The following is a 23095-nucleotide window of genomic DNA, read 5'->3' on the forward strand; positions in this document are numbered from 1 at the left end:
TCAGGTGGAAATGTACCGCAAGACATTTGTTCAGCTTGAAACAACGGACCGAATGCATTTCGGTTCCGGCAGCTTAATCATTGAGTGACAGAACATTTACTGGCTCCGCCGTGTCACGCGGCGCGAGTCCTCGCCACTCCCTGCGCAGGAATGGACGACCCCTAGAACCAACCCCGCCATTTGAACCACGCCAGCGGAATAATTGCGCTGAGAGCGATGATCCCCAAACCATAGGGATAGCCGAATGCCCAGTCGTATTCGGGCATGTGCTTGAAATTCATGCCGTAGATACTCGCCGCTAGGGTGGGAGGAATGCCGACGATCGAGACGATGGTGAGGATTTTGAAGATGTCGTTTTGCGCAATGCCAATCAATCCAACCATGGCGTCGAGGAGGAACTGCACCTTGTCGGAGAGATGAACCTCGTAATTGTCGAGCGACGCTACGTCGAGCTTGAGGCCGTCCATACGCGACGCGAGTTCTCCATCACCCCAGCCTGCGGTCATCCCGCATGCGAAATCGATGGCGCGTCCAAGGGCAAGCAACGCATCGCGCTTTTCCGAGAGAGCGTCACCCAGCCTGCCGACATGGCGGAGTTGGGCTCGAATAACATTGTTTGAGCGGATCGCCTTACGACCTTGGCTATCCGGGACATGAAAGGCGGTTGCAGAGAGGGTGCGCAGGTCCGTCGCCGCCTGCTCAAGGCCGTCGGCGAGGCGGTCGACAAGCTCATCACAGAGATCTAGGAACACCTCAAGGCTCGAGGTCGGCGGCTCGCCGGAATCGGTGAAGCGCCTAGCAACCGCGTCAAAGGCCGGCAAAGCCGAGAAGCGAACGGTGATCAAACGGTCGCGCGACAGCACAAAGCCGAGGGGAGCAACCAGCGGCGGGCCGCCTTCGACATGGGTGACTATCGGAACGCTCATGGTAAGCACGCCGTCGCGGGCTTTTAGTCGGCTGGAGCTTTCGATCTCGCTGAGATTTTCCCGGCTTGGGAGGGCAACGCCGGCCACCCCCTCGACCTCTTTCACCTCGACCGTATCGGGGTCGATAAGATCCAGCCAGAGCGCCCTTATGGTCGCTTTCGGGGAGTTGCTCTGCGGATATATGCTCAACATTTCCGGAAGTGCCATGAAAGGCCGGCTTGCGTGGACGGGACTTAGGCAGTGAGCCAGATCGAACTGAGGGTCGGTGTACGAAGCAGGCTTCTGGCCATTCCTAAGCCGTCCAGTTGGACAATCCTAACCGTTGAGCCCTCCCATTTTGAACGACTGGTTGAGGGTAATGTTCCAGACCTTCTCATCTCGGAAGTTGTAAGTGCGGCAATCGTCAGTGGAACGCGTCGATTTCTCCGATGGTGCGCCCCTCGATTCCGGGATTGCCCGCGCACTTCCCTGATCGCCGTTATGAGCCGGCATAAGCAGTAATCGGCGACTGAGTGCGCCTTTGGTGGGAGGGCAGCACGCCTGGGCTGTTGCTATGCCCTGCTCGGATCGAAAAGCCGCCTCTGCATTTGTTGGGCCGGGGCTCCCTTCGCCTCCGTGCGTACCCCGATAGTGGCAGAACGGCTACACCAGCGCTCACCGGGGATCTCCATCGTTTATGATTTCACGTACTTGTGCCGAATAGCCGAGCGCCGATTACTTTTGCGCTTTCGTAGAGAGAAGGTCGCGCAAAGATGAGGCGATCGCTGCGTGATTACGGCTTTCACAGTACAGGCCGCGCTCCAGAAGATCCGTCTCCGCCACTGCCGACGTCCAATCCTGATAGGCGCCGGTCACGAACAGCTGCGGAGAGTTTAAGCCCTCCAAGCAGTTACGAAATCGGGGAACTGGATCTGGCATTGGCTCTCGCGAGCGAAATTGCCTAGTCGGGCCGTATTCATGGCATGAAAAACCCGCTGCCGGGAGGAGGTGGCAGCGGGCTCTATATCAAGCTCACCACGGGAGGAGGTGTGGGTCGCTTTGCATCGGCATCGCATCTGGGAGGAGTAGATGGCCGATCTGCGTAACATCGAGTGATGCGAGGCATTGTGCAATGCACAATTTTGCATGGCTGCCGTGTGGATCCAGACGCCGTTCTCTCCCAGTCACTGTCCTGAGGGTGGGAGGCCGATTTGCCTCCTCCTCGAAGAGGGCAACAAAAAGTTGAGGGCGCAATTTCCAAAACCAAAAGTTGACGCCGCCATCGAGGTAGGATATGAATAATCCTGTCGATATTGCTTGCTGAGCTTTGGTTATCGCGCGTTTGGCACCGCGCCCTGAACGAACCTTCCCTTCAAAATCGTCATCGTCACAGATCGGCAGCGCTCTCGCGTTGCCGTCGTCCAATATTGCTATGAAAGGGTTCATCATGACCACTGGCACAGTTAAATGGTTCAATTCCACCAAGGGCTTCGGCTTCATCCAGCCTGACAACGGCGGCGCCGACGCCTTCGTTCATATCTCTGCCGTCGAACGCGCCGGAATGCGCGAAATCGTCGAAGGTCAGAAGATCGGCTATGAAATGGAACGCGACAACAAGTCGGGCAAAATGTCGGCCTGCAACCTGCAGGCCGTCTGATCGGTTCAGCTTTCCTTTGACCACGGATGTACTGGCACTGTTGAAAGCATGAGACCAAGCGAGGTCAGGCAAAATTTGCCTGACCTTTTTTATGTCCGGCCGACCGACCCACTAATTTGCGCGTGTATCGCCGCCTCTTGTCGATGGCCGTCAAGATCAAGGAGATCTGGATGACCGAACCAACGAGCGAGCTTCAGACTATCAATACCGCATGGCAAATCGCCATCCAGGAAATCCTGCGAATGGTCGTGCGAGATATTTACAGGACGGGCGACGAAACGGTGTTCAAGTCGCATATCAAGCGCATAGAAGAGGCTGCGGTGGACAGCATCTACACTGGCCTCATGCTCCGAGGCACGGACGAATGGACCGAACTGCTCGTCAAGGAAAAAGCCAGCAATTTCGTCACTACGCTCCTGACATCCTTCACCTTCGATAGGGTTTGAGACCAAAGCCAGTCTTCGCGAACTCGCGCGAGGCGTGGCCCAGCTTTTCCTCGCCTTCGAGAATTTCCATTGGCGCGCAACCTGGCTGATCCACTCCGCCTTGGCCCTTCGGCACCACCGCAGCGCCTGCACTCGCTCCAATTGCGTTTAGGCATGTCGCCGTTCAACGAGCTGTGCGCCGCGAAGCTGGACTTCGGCTCGCCGGGAGCGCCTGACTGAACTGGATTTGTCTGCCCTTCTCCTGCAAGAATGTAGCTACGCCAAATTTACCCCGCCGAGTTGCTTGGTCACCTCGCGGAAATCGTCATGCGCTTTATCAAGAGCTTCGTCGCCGCTTTCCTGCATCAAGCCGGCGGGGGTCTCTTCCACCATAGCCTTCCAGGCGGCCTAGGGAGAGTGGGCAGTAGCGCGTCGTCTTCTTGCTGAAGAAGTCGACTCGCCTTTTCGGCCAACCGTTTGCTTCTCTGTTCGCGGAAGGCAGTCATGCACCAGAGCGTGATGCCATAGAACAACAGGCCAAAGATCAACCCAAGCGGCACCGCGCCGATCAGCATCGGCTTCAGCACCGGTCCCCACAATTGCGATAAGGAAAGGTTATGCAGCATCTCACTGAGATCCGCAGGCGGGCCATGACTTGGCAGGCGGTTGTGCAACATGATCTTGCCGGTCTCCCAGGATGCACCCCACAAAAAGGGGAGCGTCAACGGATTGCCGGCAACGACTGCGCTCAGCGCTGCCGCCACCAGGTTTCCTGCAATCAGCCAGCAGAGGACGGCGGCAATGGCGAAGTGGAAACCCACCGGGAAGAATGAGGCGAAGACCCCCGCCGCGACCCCAGCCGCCACGGCGTGTGGAGTGGCGTCCAGCCGCAGGATGCGCTTCGAAAAGTACTGAAGCGAGCGCGAGAAGGAACTGCGTGGCCACATATAGGTGCGTAAGCGCTCGAAGAGGCCATCAGGGTTGCGCCGTCGAAAGAGCACTCTCGTTCCTAACTTCGCCAACGCTGCGGACTTGTCCGCCGGAATGAAATCGGCTCTAAAAACAAAAAACGCGGGCTGCGTTGCTTTGTTCCGGTTTGTCAGGTTTAGAAAATATTCGGTAATAAGGGTGATCGCGTGTGAAATCGGTTAGGGTCAAATCGGACGCCCTCAAAGCTAGTTTGGCGTTGCTTGCGCTGGCGCTCGCCGGCTGCGCGGCATTGGGAGGCAAGCCTGCGCCGCTCGATACGTTCGAGCTGTCCGCCCCCTCGATCGATGCGCGTGGCCACAGCCGCCGCCAGATCCTGATCGCCCAGCCTTCCGCGCTCAAGGCGCTGGACAGCCAGAATATCGTCATCAAGCCGTCCGACGGCTCGATCCAGTATCTCAAGGGCGCGCAATGGGCCGATCGGCTGCCGCTGATCGTGCAGGCCAGGCTCGCCGAAACCTTCCAGCGCTCCGGCAGCTTTGCCGGTGTCGGCAAGCCGGGCGAGGGGCTGGCGATCGACTATCAGGTGATCGTCGAGGTCCGCTCCTTCGAAGTCCGCGTCAATGGCGGCGAGCATGCCGAGGTAAATCTGTTCGTGCGCATCCTGAACGACCGCAACGGCGAAGTGCGCGCTTCGAAAAACTTCACCGCATCCGCGCCCGTCGCGGGCAGCGGTAATCCGGCCTATGTCAACGCGCTGGACAGCGCTTTCGGCGAGGCGGCCAAGAATATCGTGCGCTGGACGGACACGACGATCTGATCCGGATAAGCCAACGGTTGCGCTGCGTCCGATGCAAATATGCGTCGTATGAGCGGATTAGCATCTGGATTGGTAATTGAGACTCGCCTTAGCGTCAGGTGCTGCGCCAAGGTGAGGATCCAATAATCCGAAGACACCAGCGACTTTGAAGCACAAAGGGGTTTGCCCTCCCCAAAGGCGACGTAGGCAGGAGGTGCAAGTCAAGCGCAGCGTGACCGCGCGGCCGCGGACGGCTTATCGTGCAGGGTTTATCGCAGTCCTAGGAAGCCTAAGATAAAAAGGACAATTACGATCGCGCCAACAATCCAAATAATCCGATTCATCATCTTTCGCTTTCTGCTAAAGGAGCCCGCCAAATGAGCGACGGATGGCAATGCGGGCCCGCCTCTTACGCTAAGAAGCGGCATTCGAATAACTACCTCAACAGTCCACAACCACTAAGGTTCCAAAGCTCGTTCGCACTCCACACCCCTGAGTAACCACCAAATCTGAATCGCCACGCCCTGCCGGGGGCGCCAGTCGGCATTCGTCTACTGCTGATCTGATCGCTCATTTTTACTTCCTGCCGCTTGGAAAAGCCGGCGCCGCTCGCTGGAGGCTGCAAAGAAAGCGAGCTGAATCGGACGCCAGTCCCCGCGGTCTTAGGAACCTTACGCAGCCGTTGGCCGTTGAGGATTCACAATCAAGGAGTCTGAAGATGGCTGATGACCCAAATGAAGCCGCGACATCCAGGCCGACGCAGCGTGAAGCTCAGGAAGCCTTGGAGAAGCAGGTTGCTCAGTTGAAGCGCGAGATTAACAAGATCAATCGGACGCTTGCTGAGCGCGCAGAAGAGGTCGTCGAGGAAGCCACAGGCTGGTATGACAGCGCTGCCGATCGGGCCGGCCGTACAGCTCAGGCGCTTCGGAGCGGGGCTCAATCTGTTTCGGGGGCAGTCCAGGACAATCCGGGCACTGTGTCGACAGCCTTCATAATCGGCGCTGCAATGGGTCTGCTACTGGGGGTCACCCTCAACGCTAGTGGGTCTAGTAGGAACCGATGGTTCTCTAACTAGCCCGGAGATCGTCGCGTCGGTGCACCAAACTTGACACGGCAAAGCAGACCTCGGGGAGGCATTCTGAATCATTTCAAAATGAACCCGATTGGCGCGGTATGCCTATTTAGGTTTGTCGCCAGAGTCGGCCATTTCGCCCTTGAAGGTAACTTTCGTGCCCTTTTGCACCATCGAGGCGAGGTCCTCGGCATCCCAGTTCGTCAGCCTGATGCAGCCATGCGAGAAGGTCTTCCCGATCTTGCCGGGTTCGGGCGTGCCGTGAATGCCGTAGCTTTCGATCGACAGATCGATCCATATAGACCCCACCGGATTGTTAGGGCCGGCAGCAATGGTGAAGGGGCGCTTGGCCTTGACGCCCTTGAAAGCAAAGTGGGGATCATAGTGATAGGTCGGATTGTGCACCACGCGTTTGACTTCTGCCTGGCCACTCGGCGCCGGCTTTTCGTCGCTGCCGATCGAGGCGGGGTAGACTGCAAGCGCTTTACCGGAAGGATCAAGCGCGCGTAGCACGCGAGCCTCCTTGTCGACCTCAACCTCGGCAATGGCGGGAGGATCGCCCCGACCAATATCGGGGACCAGCAACTTCGTGCCGGCCTTTCTCGAGCCGATGCCAGGATTGAGTTTTTGCAATAGCGGTTCGCTGATGTGGAAGCGTTCCGCCAGCTTCTCGACCGCATTGTGATAGCCGAGCCTCGACAGCCGGGCCATGCGCTCCAGGCGAGCCGGAATTCGCTTTGTAAATGGTCCGCGCACATCCTTGCGCGTCAGCTCATAGGTGATCAGGACCGGGCTCGCGAGGTAGCCAGCAGCTTGTCCCAGGTTTCCTGGGTGAGCTTGCCATCGGACGGGAATCCGTTCGCCGTCTGGAAGGCGCTGATCGCCTTGGTGAAGCTCTCACCAAGGTGGCCGTCGATCAGGCCTGGCGAGAAGCGCGCGCGGTCCAAGAGAATTTGTGCCTTCAGAACGGCGGGGCTGAAACCCTTTGGGGTGTCGGATGCAAATTGCGCCTGGTTGATGTCGGCCAGATCCTGCTTCGCCGCTTCGGCTGCCCCACAAGCGAGGAGGAACGCTGCCGCGAAAAGGAGCCTGATCATCGAGTTCACTCCGGATGGGACCTGCCTATATGACGCGGCACGCCCTGTTTGGTTCCGTCAACTCGGCCCAAGGCATTGGGATCCAAGGCTTTATCACAAGCATAACTTCGTAACGGCCCTCACATCTCAGTCGATAGATTGGTCGACCTTCCGGACAGCGCCGCAACGACAACCAACATTAGATCTCGCGGAACTTTTGTGAAGCTGAGCCCTTCCTCTTGTGAACCGTTGAGGAGACCAAAATGGCAAATCTGGGAAAATTGGCGATCGCGATGCTTGGCGTCCTGGCATACCAGAATCGCGACAAGATCGGCGACATGATCCGTGAAGCGGGAAATCGTAATCCCAACGACCCGCAAGGCGGGATTCTGGATCAGATATCGAAAGGGGTGTCCGGGACGGCCCTTGGCGACATCCTCGACCGATTCAGAGGGGCAGGGGCAGGATCGAAAGTCGACTCTTGGGTTGGCACCGGGCCGAACGAGCCGATCCAGCCAAGCGACGTGGAAGCGGCTATTGACGAAGACACGCTCACTTCCCTTTCGATGCAGACGGGTCTTTCGCGCGAGGACCTCATCCGCAGGATCACACGAGACTTGCCCGAGGCAGTCAACAAGATGACGCCAAATGGTGATTTGCCAGCTGAGGCAACGCAAGGCTCGGATGAGACCACCCTGCTCGACGACGTGCCCCCGCGCAGGCCGCAAGCCAAGAATTCAGGCGGCAATGTCTAGAGTCACAACTCTAGACCGGGGAGGTCTGGTAAATCGCACACGCCCGGCGGCTGGGACGCGGGGGCAGGGCCATCGCGACCCTGAGGCAGAAAAAGCAATCGCCGAGCTGGATCTATTGGCCGCTTTGCTTGATTCCCGCTGGCGCATTCCGGGGACGTCAGTTCGTTATGGACTGGATGCCCTGGTGGGTCTGGTGCCCGTACTCGGAGATGTGGCGACGGGCCTGGTCTCGGCCTATATCGTCTTGCGAGCCCGAAACTGCGGGGCTGGAAATGGCTTGGTCGCCCGCATGTTAGGGAATGTACTGCTTGATACTGTGATAGGAAGCGTTCCTATTCTCGGCTCAATCTTCGACGTCTATTTTAAGGCGAACAATCGCAACATAAGGCTGCTTCGCCGTCACCTCCAAAGGTAAGGCCGAAGCTTGGAGGCTGGCCTGCCGTGAAGTGGCCTCGCGTTACGATGTCATAACTCGCTCGGTGCAATACAGCAGCCATCCCAATGGTTTAGCACTGTGGCTGTCGGGCCGCTGGCAGGCTCACCAGCGCCCGTTTCGGCCCGACAGCGTGGAAGTACCTCGCGCGTCGTGGTGGCCCGCCTTGGTTTAGCGTTTAGCCCGCCAGGCTCAACCCTTTGGGAGCATCCTTGTCAGAACTGCATCGCGGCGGACGAAGTGATGATAGAGCGCGGCTGCAGCATGTAAGCTGGCCGCGATCAATATCCCATTGGCGGATAACGAGTGAAGTTCTCGAATCGTGCGAGCCGTAGTTCGATCGGGTGCAAATGGTGCCGGCACTGTGAATAGGCCGAAGAAACTCAACGCATCACCCCTAAGCCATGTCAAAAGGATGCCAAGGACAGGGATCGCGATCAGCAGCGCATAGAGGACAAAGTGGCCGATCTTGGCTGCGGTCCGCTCGGGCGCCGACATTTCGTCTGGAAGACTTGGTGCCCCTCTTAGGCCGCGCAGAACAACCCGCCAAAGCAGCAATCCGGCCAACAGAAGACCAAATGAAATGTGCAGCCGCCAGATGGCACCGACTGTCGGGTCGCCACGAGGCAACAGGTCTTCGCCGTAGGTCAGTGCGTAAAGCAGGAGGACGAGCACGAAGAGCGCCCAGTGCAGAAACTTCTGGATCGACGTGTATGCGGTAGAGGTCATTCGACGACGGCTCCCGTTAAAAGGGTCTCTCCCCCTTCAGTTGGCTTCCTGGCAGACTTGTGGCCGCTAAATTACGATTTAGTAATGCCTCTCGCTTTCTCAGCCCTGCCCGCTGGCCCGTTTGTATCGCCTGCCACTCCTGCCAAGCCTGCTCCGCGTCACTTTTTCCATTTCGCCGCCTTTGCCTTCTCCGCTTCGTCGGCTTGGAGTTTCACAATCCAAAGATGCCATTGATTGCGAACTGGGTTGTCAGCAACGGGGTCGCGACTATCGCAATTGATGATTTGTCGACGAGCTTTTCTGATTGGCTCCCGAGACGTATGAACATCTCGGGAAGTTTTCTGGAAGGAGGCGCTGATCCAAGCTCAGCACATTATTATTCAGAAACCATGGGTGATGCGTTCCCTGACGGTGACCGACCGCATGCGGCGTTTCGTGCGAGATCATGGATAGGGAATGGTAGAATCGCTATCTGTTGGAATCGGGCACGTGGAGTGCGTAGCGCGTGTGTCTGCGTTCCCCGGTTTTTGTTAGCGCACCTTTGGCAATCAGGTTCTGCAAATCTCTGGTTGTCGTGGCGCGTGATGCCTGTGTGATGGCGATGTAATTCTCGGCGCTGAGCCCCCCTTTGAAGCCGTCGATACCTTCGCGGAACATCCGGGCAATGACCTTTTCCTGCCGCTCATTGAACTGATCCCGGTAGCGTTCGTAGAACTTGGCCTTGGCGACGGAAAATTCGACACGAGCGAGCGTTACGCGCTGCGCTTCAAGGATCGTGTTGGCGAAGTAGAGCAGCCAGTCCGTAACCGCGTTGTTCTTGTTGTTGGCCTCCAGGCTGTCGTAGTAGGCCTTGCGGTGGCGTTCGATCGTGTACGCCAAAGCGATGAGGGTGGGCTCACCCAGGTTTTGTGCCAGCGCCTTCTCGCATAGGGCGCGCCCTATGCGGCCGTTGCCATCCTCGAACGGGTGAATGCTCTCGAAATAAAGGTGAGCGATACCGGCACGCGTCAACGCAGGGAGCGGCGTCTTGCCTTTGGGTGAGGTATCGTTGAACCAAGCGGCGAAGGCGTCCATTTCGGTTTTCACCCGCGCCGACGGCGGCGCTTCGAAATGCACTTTGGCCTTATCCAGCCGATTGGAAACGATTTGCATGGCATCGGCATGCTGGCGATAGTTGCCGATGGTCTCGATACGCCGCTCACCCGACATCACCATCTTGTGCCAAGCGTAGAGAGTGCGGTGCGAGAGGGCATCGGCAAAATGCAAGTAAACATCGGCCATCATTTCGGCGATGCCGCGCTCGGCAGGTGGAATGCGCCTGGTCTCGCTGCCCAGCCCAAGTTGCTGGCGCAGGGATGATTGCAGACTCTCGCGGTTGAGGTATTCCCCTTCGATCGCGGATGTCTTCAAGGCTTCTTCGCTGATAAGATCAATGCGGATCTGATCACGATCGTCGGCACCGACATGACGAAAGACGCCCAGGAACTCGCCCGATCGCAACAGGAACTCGCTTTCCAGCGGTTCCAATACCTTTTATCGTAGGTAAAATGCGGCCAGTCAGCCTGCTCCCAATTCCATAGCATGAGTTATAGGGCACCTTTCTATAACTCATCGTGCCATAAATGGTGAGCTATAGCAATCTTCGCTATGCCTCAGAAATCGGGTTTTACCCCGGCGTGATCCCACGACTACCATCCAGGTCAATTTTTTCGAATGCTTATAGCGCCGCGCGGCGAACGCTGTGGATCAGGATGGCGAGGCAGCCGACCAGGAGCAGGATGGCGCCAAGCAATGGCGGCATAGCCAGAAACTTTACCGCCGCTGTCACCGCCGCAATCAGGATCAGCGCCAGCAACGCCAGATTGCCGTCGTCGATGAACATGTCGACGAATTCCTTGATGACAAGACGGACAATGTTCATCGGGCGAGCCCTCCGGCGGGATAGGCGCTGCGCAGCCAGCGGACGACGGCAAAGGACGCAAGCGCAACGATAGCGAAAATGGCGGGAAGGGCGAGATCCGCGCCCGGCCAATCGGCACCGATGCCTTCGCCGGTCCAGAAGATGCCGAAGCTGGTCAGCATCAGCCCGACCACGAATTTGAGCGCATTCTCCGGCACGCGCGCCAGCGGCCGGTGCACGGCCAGGCCGATCAGTATCACCAGAACGAACGCCGCCAGTGCGCCCAGGCTGGCGTAAAGCGTCTGCCCATGCGCGGCACCGACCGCAATAACGATGAACACGACCTCGATCCCTTCGAGCAGCACCGCCTTGAACGACGCCACTCCCGCCAGATAGTCGGCGCGCCGGTCATTGGCCTGCTGCTGCAGGCTTGCTGTTTCCCTGGAAAAAGCCGCCTCCTCGTCATGCAGGGCGATGACGCCGACGCTGCGCAGGATGGCTTTTCGCAGCCAGCGCATGCCAAACAGGATCAACAGCACACCGACGACGAATTGCAAAATGGTGATGGGAACCAGCGCCAGCAGCGGTCCGAACGCCAGCACCAGTGCGGCCAGCAGCGCCAGCGCCAGTGCTGCGCCGGTCAGCGCCGGTCGCCAGCTGCGCGTCACCCCGACCGCGAGCACGATGGTAAAAGCTTCGACGACCTCGACGAAGGAAGCCAGGAAGGCGGCGGTGATGGTCGAAAGGATGGGGGTGAGACTGTGCATGAGGCATCCTGTAGTTTCAAATTATCTTCTTGTTTGAGCGTGATCTTTTACGAAAACCGGTTCCCACCTTGCGGGATCATGCTGTATGCGGGCGGCCAGGATGAACCATGCTACGAGAAAAGAAATCGATCGGCTGGATGAGCATTAGACGATCCTCCTCGTCACTCGACCTTTTGCCGGAATTTCGAATGACAGCTGGAGCAATCTTGCAGGATGAGATGCAGGACGTGCTCGGCTGGAAGCTTCGCGGGATCGGCTTCCACCGTCCCCGGCCGTTTGCCAAGTAGGCTGCCACCACCCATCACCAGGCCGGAACCCATTCGCATCTCGTCGGTAATGCGGGGCGGCGCGCGCTCGGCATCGGCAGCCAGGGTGCCCGCCAGTGTCCCGATATGATGGGCCAGCGCCTCGAACTCTGGGCGAGCGGAGTCGATATCAGGCTTGGCGCCCGACGGCGCGCCCAATGTCGCGCTGGGGAATTCCGCAATCAGGGCAGGTCCGGTGCGGGCGCGGAGGGTCTCGGCCGCCGCCTTGAAAGCGGCGGCGTCATAGGCCAACTTGCCGTCGAACATCCCGGCGATTGTCTTTGCCGATGCGGCCATCTCCTTCATCGAGGCTTGGCGAGCCTCGACGATCGCATCGCGGCTGGTGTGGGTGGCGGCGACCACGGCGGAGGCGCAAGCAAGCGACAGGATCGCTACAATAACTGATTGTGTCATCGGAACGCTCCTTTCAACCGGATCGTTTTCATTTCAGCGCGAGGATCGCCGAGGGCCTAAAGAATTCTTGTCACCAGATTGTCCAGCCGGGAGTTCTCCCGATAGGACAATCGCACCACAACGGCACCTAAGACGCCAGTGACGGCTCCGCCGATCACGTCGGTCAGGTAGTGGGTGCCTATGTAAATTCTCGACCAGCAGATCAGGAACGCCATGATGGAAAGCACAATCGTCCGGCGCGGCAGACCCTGCATTGCGAAGGCCGCAACAATCGCAACGGTGGCTGTTGCGTGATCGGAGGGGAAAGACCAGTCAGCGCTTGGCGAAATAAAAAGGTGCGTCACGCCGGCATCGTAGGGCCGTATCCGGTGGGCGAACAGAAGAATGAACTGGTTGATCGCAAGACCGAGCAGGAACGCCAAGCCGGCCGACAAGGCAGCATGGCGCACATGGTAGCGGTCGGCCTTTACCCACCATTGCAGGGCAACGCCCAGCACCATCAGCGGAACGCCGATTTGTGAGGCGGCGATCATTGCCTTATCAAGAAAAGGGCTGATCCCGGCTGCCGCGTTGATCCAGTGGGTTAGAGCTGCATCCATCGTTTCTCGTTTCCGCTGTTGTCGATCGCGAGGTGAATTTTGTGAAAGCAGTCGACGAACGCCGCATCCATCAGATTTTCGAGGTCAGCATCTGGCTCAAAGGGGCGCATGCCCTGATCGAATGCGTCGGCGGAATCCTGCTTTATGTCGTCACCACCGACGCCATTGCCTCCTGGGTCAATACATTCACCCAGGAGGAATTGATCGAAGATCCGAACGATTTCATAGCTGGCTATCTGTCGCAGATGGCAAGCCATTTTTCGATCGCCAGCAAGGAGTTCTACGCCTTCTACCTGCTAAGCCACGGCCTGATAAAGCTGCTGCTGGTTGTCGGGCTTCTGAGAGGCAAGCTGTGGTCGTATCCGGCTTCGCTCGCGGCGTTGGGTGCCTTCATGGTCTACCAAGTCTACCGTTACTCTTACACCCATTCATTCGGCCTGCTTGTCCTGACCGTCTTCGATGCGCTCGTCATGGTGCTGATCTGGGACGAATGGAAGTTCGTGCGACAGCAAAAGCCCACGTAACTGGGGAATTATCGGCCGCGCCTCTGCTCAATCCACTGGACCCCAGACCAGCACAGGATGGCCCAGGCTGAACCGACGCACCAACCGGCGAGCACATCGGAGGGGTAGTGCACGCCGAGATAGAGGCGGCTCAACCCGACCATGACGGTTAGGAATACCGCGAGTGAAACGAAATACCCTTTTACGCGGGGGTCCGGGTTCGCTTTTGCCAGCAGCGCGCCAAGGGTCAGGAAAGTAACTGCCGAAAGCATCGCGTGCCCGCTCGGAAAGCTCGCGGTGAAAACTCTTGCGGAGTGCGCAATATCGGGCCTTTGGCGATCAAAGGCGATTTTGAGAAGTGTGCTGATGGCCTCTCCGCCGGCCACGGCGGCCGCAACCAGCACGGCATATCGTCGCTTTCCCGCTATCAGCAGATATCCCACTGCGGCGACCGAGACGAAGCCCAGGAAAACAAAGCTGCCTAGGGACGTAACGTCGCGCCCCATTTCTTCTAGCCAAGGCGGACCAATTGGATTCGTCGCATCCCCGGCAGTGCGGAACGCCATAAGCACTGCCTGGTCGAAACCGCTCGTGTCGCCCTCTGAGACTTCTTCAGCCAGGAGGCCGAATCCGAGGATCAGGCCGCCGGCGACGAGCAGTGAGGCTATCATCCACATGGCGTCGCTTTGAAAACCATGCAGAAAGCGGCTGGGCGAGGAGGGTGACTTAATCGCCATGCGTCTATGATCGACCTATTTTGTAGAGGTCACAAGCGCGACGACTCGGCGAGAGTTTCCTATAGCTGACGTCGGCAGCAAACGGTGCCGGAGGCACAGGCGACCGCCAGGATCACCGTCCCGCACAGCCCATTTCACTGCACCAAGCCTTCTCCAGCCAACCCTGTGGCGCCGCGCCCATGTCGTGGCCTGCGTGATCGCCCATGCCGGCATCCATGCCGGGCATGTCGTCCATCTTCATTTGCGCGACTGCGCGCGGGGCTCGCAAGAACCGTCGCGAGACCTGCCGCCAGAAAGCCGCGTCGATGCATCTTTCGTCTCCTACGTCTCGCAGTGACGCTAAAGGTTCCAGCGGCCGGAAGGTCAAGGTCAAGCGTTGTTTGGTCACGGTGGCAAAGTCACCAACCAGAGGTCACTTCCAAATCGCTTGACGGTATCCCCCAGGGAGGATACCAAGCGGACATGTCCCAAGGCATTCACCATTCGCATCCCGCTATCGTAAAGCGCCTGAAGCGCGCGCAAGGCCACCTCGCGGCGGTGCTGTCGATGTTCGAGGCGCATCGTCCCTGCGTTGACCTGGCGCACCAACTCCACGCCGTGGAAAGCGCTATCAGCAGCGCAAAGCGCGAACTGATCCACGATCACATCGAGCATTGCCTGACGGAAACCGCAGAGTCGGGCGGCAATTCCCTGGCAGAACTCAAGCAACTGGCGAAATACCTGTGAGCAGTCTCGGGGCGCGCATTCTCGACTGGTTTGGCTTCGGGTCGCATGATCACCCCGCGCATGGTCACGACCATGGCAGCGGACCGCATGGGCATACTCATGGTGTCATAGACGCAACGATAGCGACGACCGACCGGGGCATCTGGGCCATAAAATGGTCGTTCGTCATCCTGGCAATCACGGCGGCATTGCAGATGGTCGTGGTGGTGCTGTCGGGCAGCGTGGCACTGCTGGCCGACACGATCCACAACATCGGCGACGCCACAACCGCCATTCCGTTGTGGATCGCGTTCATGCTGGCGCGGCGCAAGCCTACCAAGACCTTCACCTACGGCCTTGGCAGGGTTGAGGATCTGGCCGGGATCATCATCGTCCTCATCATCCTGTTCAGTGCCATTGTTGCTGGCTACCAGGCCATTGAGCGGCTGATAAACCCGCAAGTGGTGACGCATCTTGGCTGGCTGACGGCGGCAGGTATCGTCGGCTTTCTCGGCAACGAGGTGGTCGCCGTGTTCCGCATCCGCGTCGGCCGCGAAATCAACAGCGCGGCACTTATCGCCGACGGCTACCATGCCCGTACCGATGGGCTTACCAGCCTTGCCGTTGTCGCCGGAGCCGTCGGCGTCTGGCTCGGCTTCCCGCTGGCCGACCCGATCGTCGGACTGCTCATCACGATTGCCATTTTCGGCATCGTCTGGCAGTCGGCGCGCTCTGTTCTCACCCGCATGCTGGACGGCATCGAGCCGGGCGTGATGGACGAAATCCAGCACGCAGCCGCGCATGTGCCGGGAGCGCATATCATCGACGCCAAGGCGCGCTGGATCGGTCACAAACTCCACGCCGACATTGCCATCGCCGCAAACGAAACCATGCCGCTATCCGAGGCAAACAAGATTTCGGTGGCGCTCGAAGACGAGCTCTTTGGGCACATGCCAGCGCTCGCGGCGGCAAACATCCGGTTTTCAACCGAACACGAAGAGCACGATCATCCGCACCCCCCATGAACACGCTCTGGGTGAACATGACGGTCACAGGCACTGACGGTCGCTCCGGACCGGCTCGCTTCTGCTAGTCTCAGCGGATGTTCCAAACGCTTGTCAAGTTTCAACGCACGATCTACCTGACGCTCGGCGGGCAGATCAAACTGCTGTCGGCTGGCGGCGACTGGCTAGCGTTCATGGCCTTCCTACCAATGGGCGTGCTGTTCGGTGCGGCGCACGCCCTGACGCCAGGGCACAGCAAGGCGGTCTTGGCGACCTATCTTGCCGGATCGGAAGCAAGGATTTTGCGCGGGCTTCTGGTGTCGCTAACACTCTCGTTTACGCACGTAACGATTGCCGTCTTAATCGCGGTTCTCTTGCTGCCATTGGTCTCCATTGCGTTAGGCAGCGTCGGCCGCGCTCCGCTTTTGGAAGATGTCAGTCGCGGACTGCTCGGCCTGATCGGCGCCTGGATGATCTGGCGGGCGCTCAGCCTCGGTCATCACCACAGACATGAAGGCGAGGCCGTGGGAGTGATAGCTGGCTTGATTCCATGCCCGCTGACGCTTTTCGTGATGACCTTCGCGATATCCAGAGGCGTTCCGGTCGCTGGCATCCTATCTGCAATCACCATGATGGTCGGGGTGGCGCTGACGCTATCTTGCGTCGCGGTTCTGTCGATCCTGTTTCGAGAACGTCTGGTACATCTTTTTGCTAGCCAGCCGCGCCTGTTCGAGACCATCTCCCGAACCATCGAGGGGGCCGCCGGACTTGCGCTCGCCGGCGTTGCTTTCTGGCAGATCACGTCGAACTGAGGCTCGTGGCAAATTTACATACCCCCGCCGCAGCCGTCGGAGAGGTTCCAAACATCCACGATCTGCTTGCCGGTAAAACCCTGTTCACGGATCAGGTATTTCGCCAGCCCGCCATACACTTTCCAGCGCCAGCATTGGCAGCAGCACGGGCCTTTCTCGTTGGAATTGGCCATCGCGTAGTCGTAGGCCTTCTGCTCGTCGCCGGCGAGTTGCATGTCATAATAGGCCGTTGCCTGCTGCGCGGTCGCCGCCGGAATGTCGTAAGGATCCTGCGGGATCATCGTGATGTCGCGGTACTTGGCCAAGCCATTCATCTGTTCGGCGTAGCGCTTCATTTCCATCGGACTGCAACACGAGCCCTTGATCCGCGAGATGCTCGGCATGGTCGCGATCGACTCCGTGAACTTGGCCGAGCAGGTGCTGTTGCCATTTTGGCTGAGATCCTGGAAACGGCTCGCCAGGCCGGGGTCCTCCGCGGCGAATGCCGAATTCGAACCTTTGAGGAAGCCGACAACCGTAGCGGCGCTAAAAACGCCGCCCACAACAACCATTCGTCTGTCTGGGCACATTGTCCGTATCATGGCGAATTCCTTTCCCGGCCTTCAGCCGATGCGCGTGAAAATGGGAAACTGCTCGAGCAGCCAGAACGAGAATGTCGACATCTGTCCCGTGATCATGGCGAGCGCCATGGCCACCACGATTGCGCCGGCCGCCGGTTGCAGCAACCGGCCCACCCGGCGCATCGCCTTCAGTCGCCGAGCCAGGCCGTCGGTGAACAGCGCGGCGAGCAGGAATGGAACGCCAAGGCCGAGCGAATAGATCGCAAGCGACGCGACGCCATCTGCGACCGTAGCGGAGGCCGCACCCACGGTCAGGATCGAGCCGAGGATCGGACCGATGCAAGGCGTCCAGCCGAAGGCGAAGGCAAGGCCGAGGGCGTAAGCGGACATCACGCGTCCGCCTGGCACGGCCGCATGAAACCGCGCCTCGCGCATCATCCAGCCGGGGCGGATGAGCAAAAAGAGGCCGAAGAGGATAACCATGGCGCCGCCGACAAGATTGAGCTCGACGTGGTAGCTGAGCAGCAATCGGCCGAGCGCCGTTGCGATGGCGCCCAGCACGATGAAGACGGTCGAGAATCCGAGCACGAAGAAGAGGCCGAGGCGGGCCGTCGACAAACGGGCTGCCCGATTGGCCGGCCTGTCCGTCGGCGTCCTGCCGGCGACATAGGACACGTACCCCGGCCGGCACCAGCGGCAGCACGCAGGGCGAAAGAAACGAGACGATGCCTGCCGCAAACGCGGTCAGCACGCCGATGTTGGAGAGTACGGGCATCGATCAGTTGTCCGCGCTTGCCGGCTTCATTTCTGCAGCGTCCTCGCCTGTTCGATCAGTTTCTTAATCGTCTCGAGATCGGTGGCGCCGGGAAATATCTGGTCGCCGACGACGAAGCCCGGCGTTCCGGTGATTTTCAGCGCCTGAGCCAGATCCATGTTTCGGTCGATCAACGCCTGGATATCCGGTTGCTGCATGTCGGTCTTCAGGCGCGGCACGTCGAGGCCGGCCTCGGCCGCGACCCTGAGCACCACCGCCTCGGTCACCCTTGTCCTGGCGCCGAACAACGCCTTATGGAACGCCGCATATTTGCCTTGCCGTTCGGCGGCGAGCGCCGCCTTGGCCGCGAACACGGAATCCGGGCCTAGGATGGGAAATTCCTTGTAGACGATCTTGAGCTGCGGATCGTCGGCCACGGCTTGCGCCATGATCGGAGCCACCTGGCGGCAATAGGGGCAGTTGTAGTCGAAGAACTCGACCAGGGTGACGTTGCCCTGCGCGTTGCCGCCGACGGGGCTTTGCTTGTCGCGGAAGATGTCGTCGGCGCGCGACGCCAGCACCGCCTTTGCCTCGGCCGCCTCGGCGTCGCGTTGACGCCCCTCCAGACTTTGCAGAGCCTGCATGACGACTTCCGGATGGGCGAGGATATAGTCGTGCACCCGCTGGTCGAACTGGTCCTGGGACATTTCGCCGGCCGCGATCGCCGATCGCTGCGCGCCTTGAAAGCCGATCAGGAGCCATCCTGTCACACCGGCAAGCAGAAGGGTGCGGATAAACCAGCCACAGTGTCGGTTTGCCTGTTTCGCCCTGGTAATCATGTGTTCTCTCCTTGTGGTGTTGGCATGCCGGTGGTGCGTCAAAAGAGGCTTTTCAGTTTTGCCAGCCAGCCTTCTTCCGGTTCATCGTGCGGATGCTCGATGTTGTTGGTGAGGGCGTTGACCAAGGTGACGAGATTGACCGGCGCAAAATTCAGGCCGTGGAAATTCGCCCGCCAGCGGCCCTCCTTGTCGATCACATGGGTGACGGTGCCGTGCATCTGATAGCCGTCATCGGTCAGGGTGAACTTGTGGCCGAAGGCTTCCGCCAGTCGGCGGGTCGTGTCCTCCGGCTGACTCTGGGTCGTCGTCAAAAACAGCCAGTTGACGGGGTCGAGCCCGTGCGCCAGCGCATATTTGCGCAGCACGTCCGGCGTGTCCCTCGCAGGATCCGTGGTGATGGTCACGAAGGTGACCTGATCCTTCATCGGCGTCCCGTTCACCATCGCCTGGACCTCGGCGATCTTCTCGGCGTGCAGGGGACACACATCGGGGCACGATGTGTAGATGAAGTGGAGGACGACGACCTTGCCGCTGAGGTCGGCCAGCCGCACGACGCGGCCGTCGGTGGTGCGCAGCGTGAAATCGGGTGCCGGTTTGTCAATCGGCTGGAAATACTTTTCGTCCCCCTGGAGCATAGCGTCGACTTCATCCAGCGAGTGCGCTTGCGGGCCGTGGACAAAGCCGGCAATCAGCGCCGTCAGCACGATCAAACTGCGCAGCAAGCGCGCGCTTAAAGCCCGAGAATGAGACTGCGGCTCGTGTTGGACCCGGACAAGCATCAACCACTGCCTTTCATGGTGCCGTCGAAATCCGCTTTCTGGACACCGTTTTCGGTGGGGCAGGCTTGGCCCGTCATCCGGCTCATACACAGGCCAAGCGCGCACATGGCAACGCAGGGCAGGACGCTGATGAGCAGCGGCGCGATGCCCGCGACGGCCAGCCAGGTCCAGTTGAAGGCGAGGCCGGCGACGGCAATGACCGCGCCGGCAGCGATCAGCCCGCGGCGACCACTGAGATAATGGCGGACGGCAGAGCGGGCACCGCGACCGGGCGAGGCCTGCCTGGTTTGAATGAGTTCTGTCGTGGTCATCTCTGTTCCTTTCTCAGTTGGCGGCGAAATGGCTGCGGATGAACGCGACCATTTCGGGCGCATCCCATTCGGCGGGGCCGATCAGCTGGCCGATTTCCTTCCCCTCGCGGTCGATCAGCAATGTCATGGGAAGCCGAGAGCGCCGAGCACGAACATCGCCTTGCCCGATGTGTCGATGTTGAGGGCGAGATGCTCGATGCCGATCTCGGCGAAGAACTTTTTCACCTTGTCCGGGCCGCCGCGGTCCATCGACAGCGCGACGACCTCGAAGTCCGGCCCGCCGAGTTTGGCCTGCAGCCGGTCGAGCGTCGGCATTTCCTCGCGACAAGGGAGGCACCATGTCGCCCAGATGTTGAGAAGGATAACCTTGCCGGAAAAATCGGCGAGTGTTCTCGGCCGGCCGGCGTCGTCCTCGAAATGGATTTCCGGCACCGCGACGCGTGGCTCTTGAACGGCAAAATTCTGCGGCGGCTCCGTGGCCGATGCAGGCCACGAAACCGCCAGCAACATGGCAACCAGGACCAGTTTTCTCGTCATCACGACTGATCCTCACTCCGTTGCGTAGACGGTCGGCGCCTTGCCGTCCTTGGTGAATGCGTAGACGATGAAAGGACCAGACTTCTCGCCGCCCATGCCGGGCGCACCGGTTGGCATACCGGCCAGCGTGATGCCGGTGACGGCGGGCCGTTCAGTCAGCAGTTTCTTGACGATATCGACCGGCACCAAGCCATCGACGACATAGCCGTCGACCATCAGCGTGTGGCAGCCTTCGAGGTCGGCCGGCACGCCCGCATCGCCGCTGATCTGCGAGAGATTGTTGACCGGCTTGATGTCGACCTTGAAGCCGTTGTGCTCCAGATACTTGGCATAGGATTCGCAGCAATTGCATTGCGGGTTCTTGTACATCACCGCGTTGATGGTCGCCGCGACAGCGGGCAGCGGCGTTGCGATCAGTACAGCAAGGGCGGCGAGACGATAGGTCAGTTTCATTGCGGTTCTCCTTTGGTTGAATGAAAAGGTTCAGGTCACTCGGAAGATGGTCATAAGGCCGGCCATCTGGTGGTCGGCGACATGGCAGTGCAGCATCCAGTCACCGGGATTGTCGGCGACGAAGGCGCATTCGATCGCGTCCCTGGGGGCGAGCAGCACCGTGTCCTGCCATTGCCGGTGCGGCACCGGCGAACCGTTGCGCGACAGCACCAGCATGCTGAACCCATGGACATGCATCGGGTGCCACCACGCGGTTTCGTTGCGCATTGTGAGATGACAGGTAGCGCCGCGTTTCAGCGTGAACTGCGGCATCATCCCGGCGTGGCCGTCACCGGTCATCGACATGCCGTTGATCGCCCATGCCGCACCTCCGCCCATGCCGGGCGTCGCCATGCCCATCATGCCGCCGACACCGGCGAGCTTGCCGCCGCCCATCATGCCGCCTTGCAGCACGATCTCCTTGCGTTCTGCGGTGGCGAGGTCGGGTTCAGGCAAGGGATTGCGCGGCAGAGCGACAGGCGCGTCGAGCGGATGAGTCCGCAGCGGCGGTGTGGAGTCGTAGGCCAGCGTGGTGAGCGTGTAGGCGAGACCGTCATAAAAATCGTCGGTCACTGCATAACGCTTGCCCGGATCGCCCTGCATGTCGACTACGACATCGATCCTCATGGCAGGCGCCAGCACGAAGCGGCCGCCCTCCGGCTCGTGCGGGTCGCATGGCTGGCCGTCGATGGCGACAACGACCGGACGGTGGCCCTCGAAGCGCAGCGCCATCATGCGGGCGAGGCAGGCATTGGCGAGCCGCAGCCTGATGCGCTCGCCAGCCTTCACGCTCACGTCGGCTGGCACCGTGCCGTTGAGGGTGACGACGTTGCCGACGCGGCCGGACATCGCCGCATCCATCGCGCTGCCGAAGCCGGCGGCGATCTGGCCGTCGGACGCGAGCCGCCAGTCCTGCAGCATCCAGACAAGCTCGCGGTCGACGGCAACGGGCTCGGTCTCCTCGACGATCAGCGCGCCGGCAAGCCCGCGGCCGAGCTGCACGAGACTGTCAGCATGAGGGTGATACCAGAAGGTGCCGGCATCGGGCGGTGTGAACTCATACACGAACCTTTGCCCCGGCTTGATCGGCTTCTGGGTCAGTCCCGGTACGCCATCCATGGCGTTTGGCAGCCGGATGCCGTGCCAATGGACGGTGGTGTCCTCATCCAATCCGTTCTCGACCATGATGCGAACCGGCTCACCTTGCCGCAGACGCAGCATCGGGCCGGCGATGGTGCCGTCATAGGCCCACACCGGCGTAGGCGGAACATCTGGACCGCTGAGCCGGGCTTGGCTCGGCGCGGCCTTGATCCGCCGTTCGGCCACGGTGGATGCCCGCACCGGGCGCACCGATGCGGACACGGCAACGCCTGCCGCCGCAATGAGAAACCTGCGGCGCGAAACAGCAAAACTGAAATCGGTATTCACGCTTGGACCCTTTTCCGAGCCACGAGACCGATGCCGTAGTCAGCCGGTTGTCGTCATGGCGATGTGCGAATTGATCTCGGCACGCCGAACGCGCGCGGAGACGATCAGACGCGCAAGCCTCCCGCCCGGGGCAGGAGACACGGCGTCAGATCAGGTCGCTGGGCCTTGGAGGGGTTGGGTCGGGCAGGGAACTTCGTCCGTGCAGCAATGGGGTCGGCAGCGCCGACGGTTGCGATACAAGCGGAACCACTGTCATGGCGAGGTCTTGTGGCAGAACCGCCAGCACGGGTGCGATACAGGTCGGCGGACAGTGCATCGGGTTGCCGATGTCGCCCGCGCCTTTGAGACAGGCCTTGCAATCGCCGTCTGTTGCGGTTCCCATATCGGACATCTTGGCCATGCCGGTGTCGGTAGCCATGGCCATCTCGCTGCCGGTCATCGCCATCCTGGCCGACATCACGCTGGCCTGTGCGGCGGACAGGCTGAACCCCGCGGTCAGCAAGACCGCGAGCAGCATGACGAGGAGGTGTTTTGGCGACAGCCGGGCCATCATCCGCTCAGGCTGACGGTAAAAAGAGGCATTTGCAAGCCGAATTCCTGAGCCGCGACGTTCAGGCCCATCCCTTGACCGGCATTGGGAGGGCTGCATTCGTCAGCAATAGCAAAGTCCGTCGCAGCAGGATGGCTCTATCCTCCTGCAGAGACCTGCTGGACCGGCGGACACGGCACATCCCCGTAGGAGCAGAAGACGCAACAGTCCCCTGCCTTCGGCCGAAGCACTGTCCGGCACCCCTTGCACTCATAGATGACCTGGCAGGCATCGGTAGGCATCACTTCTGAAACCTGATGTCCGCAGTGGGGACAGGTAAGG

Annotated in this window: 26 protein-coding genes and 3 pseudogenes; 9 read left to right on the plus strand and 20 right to left on the minus strand. The window is 60.0% G+C overall.

Annotated features, from left to right (window positions below; genetic code table 11):
• Positions 1 to 161 precede the first annotated feature (161 nt).
• Positions 162 to 1118, minus strand: coding sequence for a magnesium transporter CorA family protein (locus tag HB777_33825; protein ID QND69003.1), 957 nt, complete (start codon positions 1116 to 1118; stop codon positions 162 to 164).
• Positions 1119 to 2352: 1234 nt separating this feature from the next.
• Here HB777_33825 and HB777_33830 point away from each other — a divergent pair.
• Positions 2353 to 2562: a cold-shock protein gene (locus HB777_33830; protein QND69004.1), complete on the plus strand. Its 210-nt coding sequence runs from the start codon at positions 2353 to 2355 to the stop codon at positions 2560 to 2562.
• Positions 2563 to 2732: 170 nt separating this feature from the next.
• Positions 2733 to 3008 (plus strand): hypothetical protein, encoded by a 276-nt coding sequence (locus HB777_33835; protein QND68437.1) that lies wholly within the window; start codon positions 2733 to 2735, stop codon positions 3006 to 3008.
• A gap of 344 nt (positions 3009 to 3352) precedes the next feature.
• Here the strand turns inward: HB777_33835 and HB777_33840 are convergent, their stop codons facing one another.
• A complete protein-coding gene (locus HB777_33840; GenBank protein QND68438.1) occupies positions 3353 to 3988 on the minus strand; it encodes a DUF2062 domain-containing protein in 636 nt (211 codons plus the stop codon).
• A gap of 137 nt (positions 3989 to 4125) precedes the next feature.
• On the opposite strand from HB777_33840, the gene HB777_33845 reads away from it, so the two are divergent.
• Positions 4126 to 4734, plus strand: coding sequence for an ABC transporter (locus HB777_33845; GenBank protein QND68439.1), 609 nt, complete (start codon positions 4126 to 4128; stop codon positions 4732 to 4734).
• 1156 nt (positions 4735 to 5890) lie between these two features.
• Here the strand turns inward: HB777_33845 and HB777_33850 are convergent.
• Both HB777_33850 and HB777_33855 read right to left on the minus strand, forming a co-directional pair.
• The gene (locus HB777_33850) at positions 5891 to 6496 is read right to left on the minus strand and encodes a L,D-transpeptidase (protein ID QND68440.1); all 606 of its coding nucleotides are present in this window, start codon (positions 6494 to 6496) and stop codon (positions 5891 to 5893) included.
• 71 nt (positions 6497 to 6567) lie between these two features.
• Positions 6568 to 6882 carry a peptidoglycan-binding protein gene (locus tag HB777_33855; GenBank protein ID QND68441.1) on the minus strand — a complete coding sequence of 105 codons (315 nt, stop codon included), beginning with the start codon at positions 6880 to 6882 and terminating at the stop codon, positions 6568 to 6570.
• Positions 6883 to 7124: 242 nt separating this feature from the next.
• Between HB777_33855 and HB777_33860 the strand changes: the two genes are divergently transcribed.
• On the plus strand, positions 7125 to 7616 hold the full coding sequence (locus HB777_33860; GenBank protein QND68442.1) for a YidB family protein: 492 nt from the start codon (positions 7125 to 7127) through the stop codon (positions 7614 to 7616).
• Positions 7609 to 8031: a DUF4112 domain-containing protein gene (locus HB777_33865; GenBank protein QND68443.1), complete on the plus strand. Its 423-nt coding sequence runs from the start codon at positions 7609 to 7611 to the stop codon at positions 8029 to 8031. Before HB777_33860 ends, HB777_33865 begins: the two co-directional genes overlap by 8 nt.
• Positions 8032 to 8241: 210 nt before the next feature.
• On the opposite strand, the gene HB777_33870 is transcribed toward HB777_33865, so the two are convergent.
• From HB777_33870 to HB777_33895, 6 genes and pseudogenes are all read right to left on the minus strand, one after another.
• Complete coding sequence (locus tag HB777_33870) at positions 8242 to 8778, minus strand: cytochrome b (protein ID QND68444.1); 537 nt, start codon at positions 8776 to 8778, stop codon at positions 8242 to 8244.
• Between the two features lie 468 nt (positions 8779 to 9246).
• Positions 9247 to 10361 (minus strand): annotated as a pseudogene (locus HB777_33875) (Fic family protein).
• 134 nt (positions 10362 to 10495) lie between these two features.
• Complete coding sequence (locus HB777_33880; GenBank protein QND68445.1) at positions 10496 to 10699, minus strand: hypothetical protein; 204 nt, start codon at positions 10697 to 10699, stop codon at positions 10496 to 10498.
• On the minus strand, positions 10696 to 11445 hold the full coding sequence (locus HB777_33885; protein QND68446.1) for a COG4280 domain-containing protein: 750 nt from the start codon (positions 11443 to 11445) through the stop codon (positions 10696 to 10698). The genes HB777_33880 and HB777_33885 overlap by 4 nt, the downstream gene beginning before the upstream one ends.
• A gap of 161 nt (positions 11446 to 11606) precedes the next feature.
• Positions 11607 to 12164 (minus strand): cytochrome c, encoded by a 558-nt coding sequence (locus HB777_33890; protein QND68447.1) that lies wholly within the window; start codon positions 12162 to 12164, stop codon positions 11607 to 11609.
• 56 nt (positions 12165 to 12220) lie between these two features.
• The gene (locus tag HB777_33895; GenBank protein QND68448.1) at positions 12221 to 12763 is read right to left on the minus strand and encodes a phosphatase PAP2 family protein; all 543 of its coding nucleotides are present in this window, start codon (positions 12761 to 12763) and stop codon (positions 12221 to 12223) included.
• Between the two features lie 41 nt (positions 12764 to 12804).
• Between HB777_33895 and HB777_33900 the strand changes: the two genes are divergently transcribed.
• Positions 12805 to 13287: a DUF2127 domain-containing protein gene (locus tag HB777_33900; protein ID QND68449.1), complete on the plus strand. Its 483-nt coding sequence runs from the start codon at positions 12805 to 12807 to the stop codon at positions 13285 to 13287.
• An 8-nt stretch (positions 13288 to 13295) separates the two neighbouring features.
• Here HB777_33900 and HB777_33905 read toward each other — a convergent pair whose 3' ends face one another.
• Complete coding sequence (locus HB777_33905) at positions 13296 to 14003, minus strand: phosphatase PAP2 family protein (protein QND68450.1); 708 nt, start codon at positions 14001 to 14003, stop codon at positions 13296 to 13298.
• 462 nt (positions 14004 to 14465) lie between these two features.
• On the opposite strand from HB777_33905, the gene HB777_33910 reads away from it, so the two are divergent.
• The 3 genes from HB777_33910 (at position 14466) to HB777_33920 (ending at position 16524) form a co-directional block, all read left to right on the plus strand.
• Complete coding sequence (locus HB777_33910) at positions 14466 to 14729, plus strand: metal-sensing transcriptional repressor (GenBank protein QND68451.1); 264 nt, start codon at positions 14466 to 14468, stop codon at positions 14727 to 14729.
• On the plus strand, positions 14720 to 15733 hold the full coding sequence (locus HB777_33915) for a cation transporter (protein QND69005.1): 1014 nt from the start codon (positions 14720 to 14722) through the stop codon (positions 15731 to 15733). The genes HB777_33910 and HB777_33915 overlap by 10 nt, the downstream gene beginning before the upstream one ends.
• A 77-nt stretch (positions 15734 to 15810) precedes the next feature.
• A complete protein-coding gene (locus HB777_33920) occupies positions 15811 to 16524 on the plus strand; it encodes an ABC transporter permease (GenBank protein QND68452.1) in 714 nt (237 codons plus the stop codon).
• Positions 16525 to 16538: 14 nt separating this feature from the next.
• On the opposite strand, the gene HB777_33925 is transcribed toward HB777_33920, so the two are convergent.
• The 9 genes and pseudogenes from HB777_33925 to HB777_33965 all read right to left on the minus strand — a co-directional run bounded on the left by HB777_33925 (position 16539) and on the right by HB777_33965 (position 22774).
• Entirely contained in the window at positions 16539 to 17093 is a 555-nt protein-coding gene (locus HB777_33925) for a hypothetical protein (GenBank protein QND69006.1), read from the minus strand.
• A gap of 33 nt (positions 17094 to 17126) precedes the next feature.
• A pseudogene (locus HB777_33930) lies at positions 17127 to 17859 on the minus strand (cytochrome c biogenesis protein CcdA).
• 26 nt (positions 17860 to 17885) lie between these two features.
• Positions 17886 to 18677, minus strand: a complete 792-nt coding sequence (locus HB777_33935) for a DsbA family protein (GenBank protein QND68453.1) — start codon at positions 18675 to 18677, stop codon at positions 17886 to 17888.
• Between the two features lie 38 nt (positions 18678 to 18715).
• The gene (locus HB777_33940) at positions 18716 to 19456 is read right to left on the minus strand and encodes a redoxin domain-containing protein (protein ID QND68454.1); all 741 of its coding nucleotides are present in this window, start codon (positions 19454 to 19456) and stop codon (positions 18716 to 18718) included.
• Positions 19456 to 19767: a hypothetical protein gene (locus HB777_33945; GenBank protein QND68455.1), complete on the minus strand. Its 312-nt coding sequence runs from the start codon at positions 19765 to 19767 to the stop codon at positions 19456 to 19458. The genes HB777_33940 and HB777_33945 overlap by 1 nt, the downstream gene beginning before the upstream one ends.
• Before the next feature lie 13 nt (positions 19768 to 19780).
• Positions 19781 to 20277: pseudogene (locus HB777_33950) on the minus strand (TlpA family protein disulfide reductase).
• A gap of 39 nt (positions 20278 to 20316) precedes the next feature.
• The gene (locus HB777_33955; protein ID QND68456.1) at positions 20317 to 20757 is read right to left on the minus strand and encodes a CopG family transcriptional regulator; all 441 of its coding nucleotides are present in this window, start codon (positions 20755 to 20757) and stop codon (positions 20317 to 20319) included.
• 30 nt (positions 20758 to 20787) lie between these two features.
• A complete protein-coding gene (locus HB777_33960; GenBank protein QND68457.1) occupies positions 20788 to 22224 on the minus strand; it encodes a multicopper oxidase family protein in 1437 nt (478 codons plus the stop codon).
• A gap of 145 nt (positions 22225 to 22369) precedes the next feature.
• A complete protein-coding gene (locus HB777_33965; protein ID QND68458.1) occupies positions 22370 to 22774 on the minus strand; it encodes a hypothetical protein in 405 nt (134 codons plus the stop codon).
• Positions 22775 to 23095: the final 321 nt, after the last annotated feature.

This window comes from Mesorhizobium loti (genome assembly GCA_014189435.1).
In the GTDB taxonomy this organism is placed as follows: Bacteria; Pseudomonadota; Alphaproteobacteria; order Rhizobiales; family Rhizobiaceae; genus Mesorhizobium; species Mesorhizobium loti_G.

Excerpts from the sequence above, each read along its gene's own strand:
- HB777_33825 (QND69003.1), bottom strand. The coding sequence starts at position 1,118 with ATGTTGAGCATATATCCGCAGAGCAACTCCCCGAAAGCGACCATAAGG.
- HB777_33830 (QND69004.1), top strand. The coding sequence starts at position 2,353 with ATGACCACTGGCACAGTTAAATGGTTCAATTCCACCAAGGGCTTCGGC.
- HB777_33835 (QND68437.1), top strand. The coding sequence starts at position 2,733 with ATGACCGAACCAACGAGCGAGCTTCAGACTATCAATACCGCATGGCAA.
- HB777_33850 (QND68440.1), bottom strand. The coding sequence starts at position 6,496 with ATGGCCCGGCTGTCGAGGCTCGGCTATCACAATGCGGTCGAGAAGCTG.
- HB777_33855 (QND68441.1), bottom strand. The coding sequence starts at position 6,882 with ATGATCAGGCTCCTTTTCGCGGCAGCGTTCCTCCTCGCTTGTGGGGCA.
- HB777_33860 (QND68442.1), top strand. The coding sequence starts at position 7,125 with ATGGCAAATCTGGGAAAATTGGCGATCGCGATGCTTGGCGTCCTGGCA.
- HB777_33865 (QND68443.1), top strand. The coding sequence starts at position 7,609 with ATGTCTAGAGTCACAACTCTAGACCGGGGAGGTCTGGTAAATCGCACA.
- HB777_33870 (QND68444.1), bottom strand. The coding sequence starts at position 8,778 with ATGACCTCTACCGCATACACGTCGATCCAGAAGTTTCTGCACTGGGCG.
- HB777_33880 (QND68445.1), bottom strand. The coding sequence starts at position 10,699 with ATGAACATTGTCCGTCTTGTCATCAAGGAATTCGTCGACATGTTCATC.
- HB777_33885 (QND68446.1), bottom strand. The coding sequence starts at position 11,445 with ATGCACAGTCTCACCCCCATCCTTTCGACCATCACCGCCGCCTTCCTG.
- HB777_33890 (QND68447.1), bottom strand. The coding sequence starts at position 12,164 with ATGACACAATCAGTTATTGTAGCGATCCTGTCGCTTGCTTGCGCCTCC.
- HB777_33895 (QND68448.1), bottom strand. The coding sequence starts at position 12,763 with ATGGATGCAGCTCTAACCCACTGGATCAACGCGGCAGCCGGGATCAGC.
- HB777_33905 (QND68450.1), bottom strand. The coding sequence starts at position 14,003 with ATGGCGATTAAGTCACCCTCCTCGCCCAGCCGCTTTCTGCATGGTTTT.
- HB777_33910 (QND68451.1), top strand. The coding sequence starts at position 14,466 with ATGTCCCAAGGCATTCACCATTCGCATCCCGCTATCGTAAAGCGCCTG.
- HB777_33920 (QND68452.1), top strand. The coding sequence starts at position 15,811 with ATGTTCCAAACGCTTGTCAAGTTTCAACGCACGATCTACCTGACGCTC.
- HB777_33925 (QND69006.1), bottom strand. The coding sequence starts at position 17,093 with ATGTGCCCAGACAGACGAATGGTTGTTGTGGGCGGCGTTTTTAGCGCC.
- HB777_33935 (QND68453.1), bottom strand. The coding sequence starts at position 18,677 with ATGATTACCAGGGCGAAACAGGCAAACCGACACTGTGGCTGGTTTATC.
- HB777_33940 (QND68454.1), bottom strand. The coding sequence starts at position 19,456 with ATGCTTGTCCGGGTCCAACACGAGCCGCAGTCTCATTCTCGGGCTTTA.
- HB777_33945 (QND68455.1), bottom strand. The coding sequence starts at position 19,767 with ATGACCACGACAGAACTCATTCAAACCAGGCAGGCCTCGCCCGGTCGC.
- HB777_33955 (QND68456.1), bottom strand. The coding sequence starts at position 20,757 with ATGAAACTGACCTATCGTCTCGCCGCCCTTGCTGTACTGATCGCAACG.
- HB777_33965 (QND68458.1), bottom strand. The coding sequence starts at position 22,774 with ATGGCCCGGCTGTCGCCAAAACACCTCCTCGTCATGCTGCTCGCGGTC.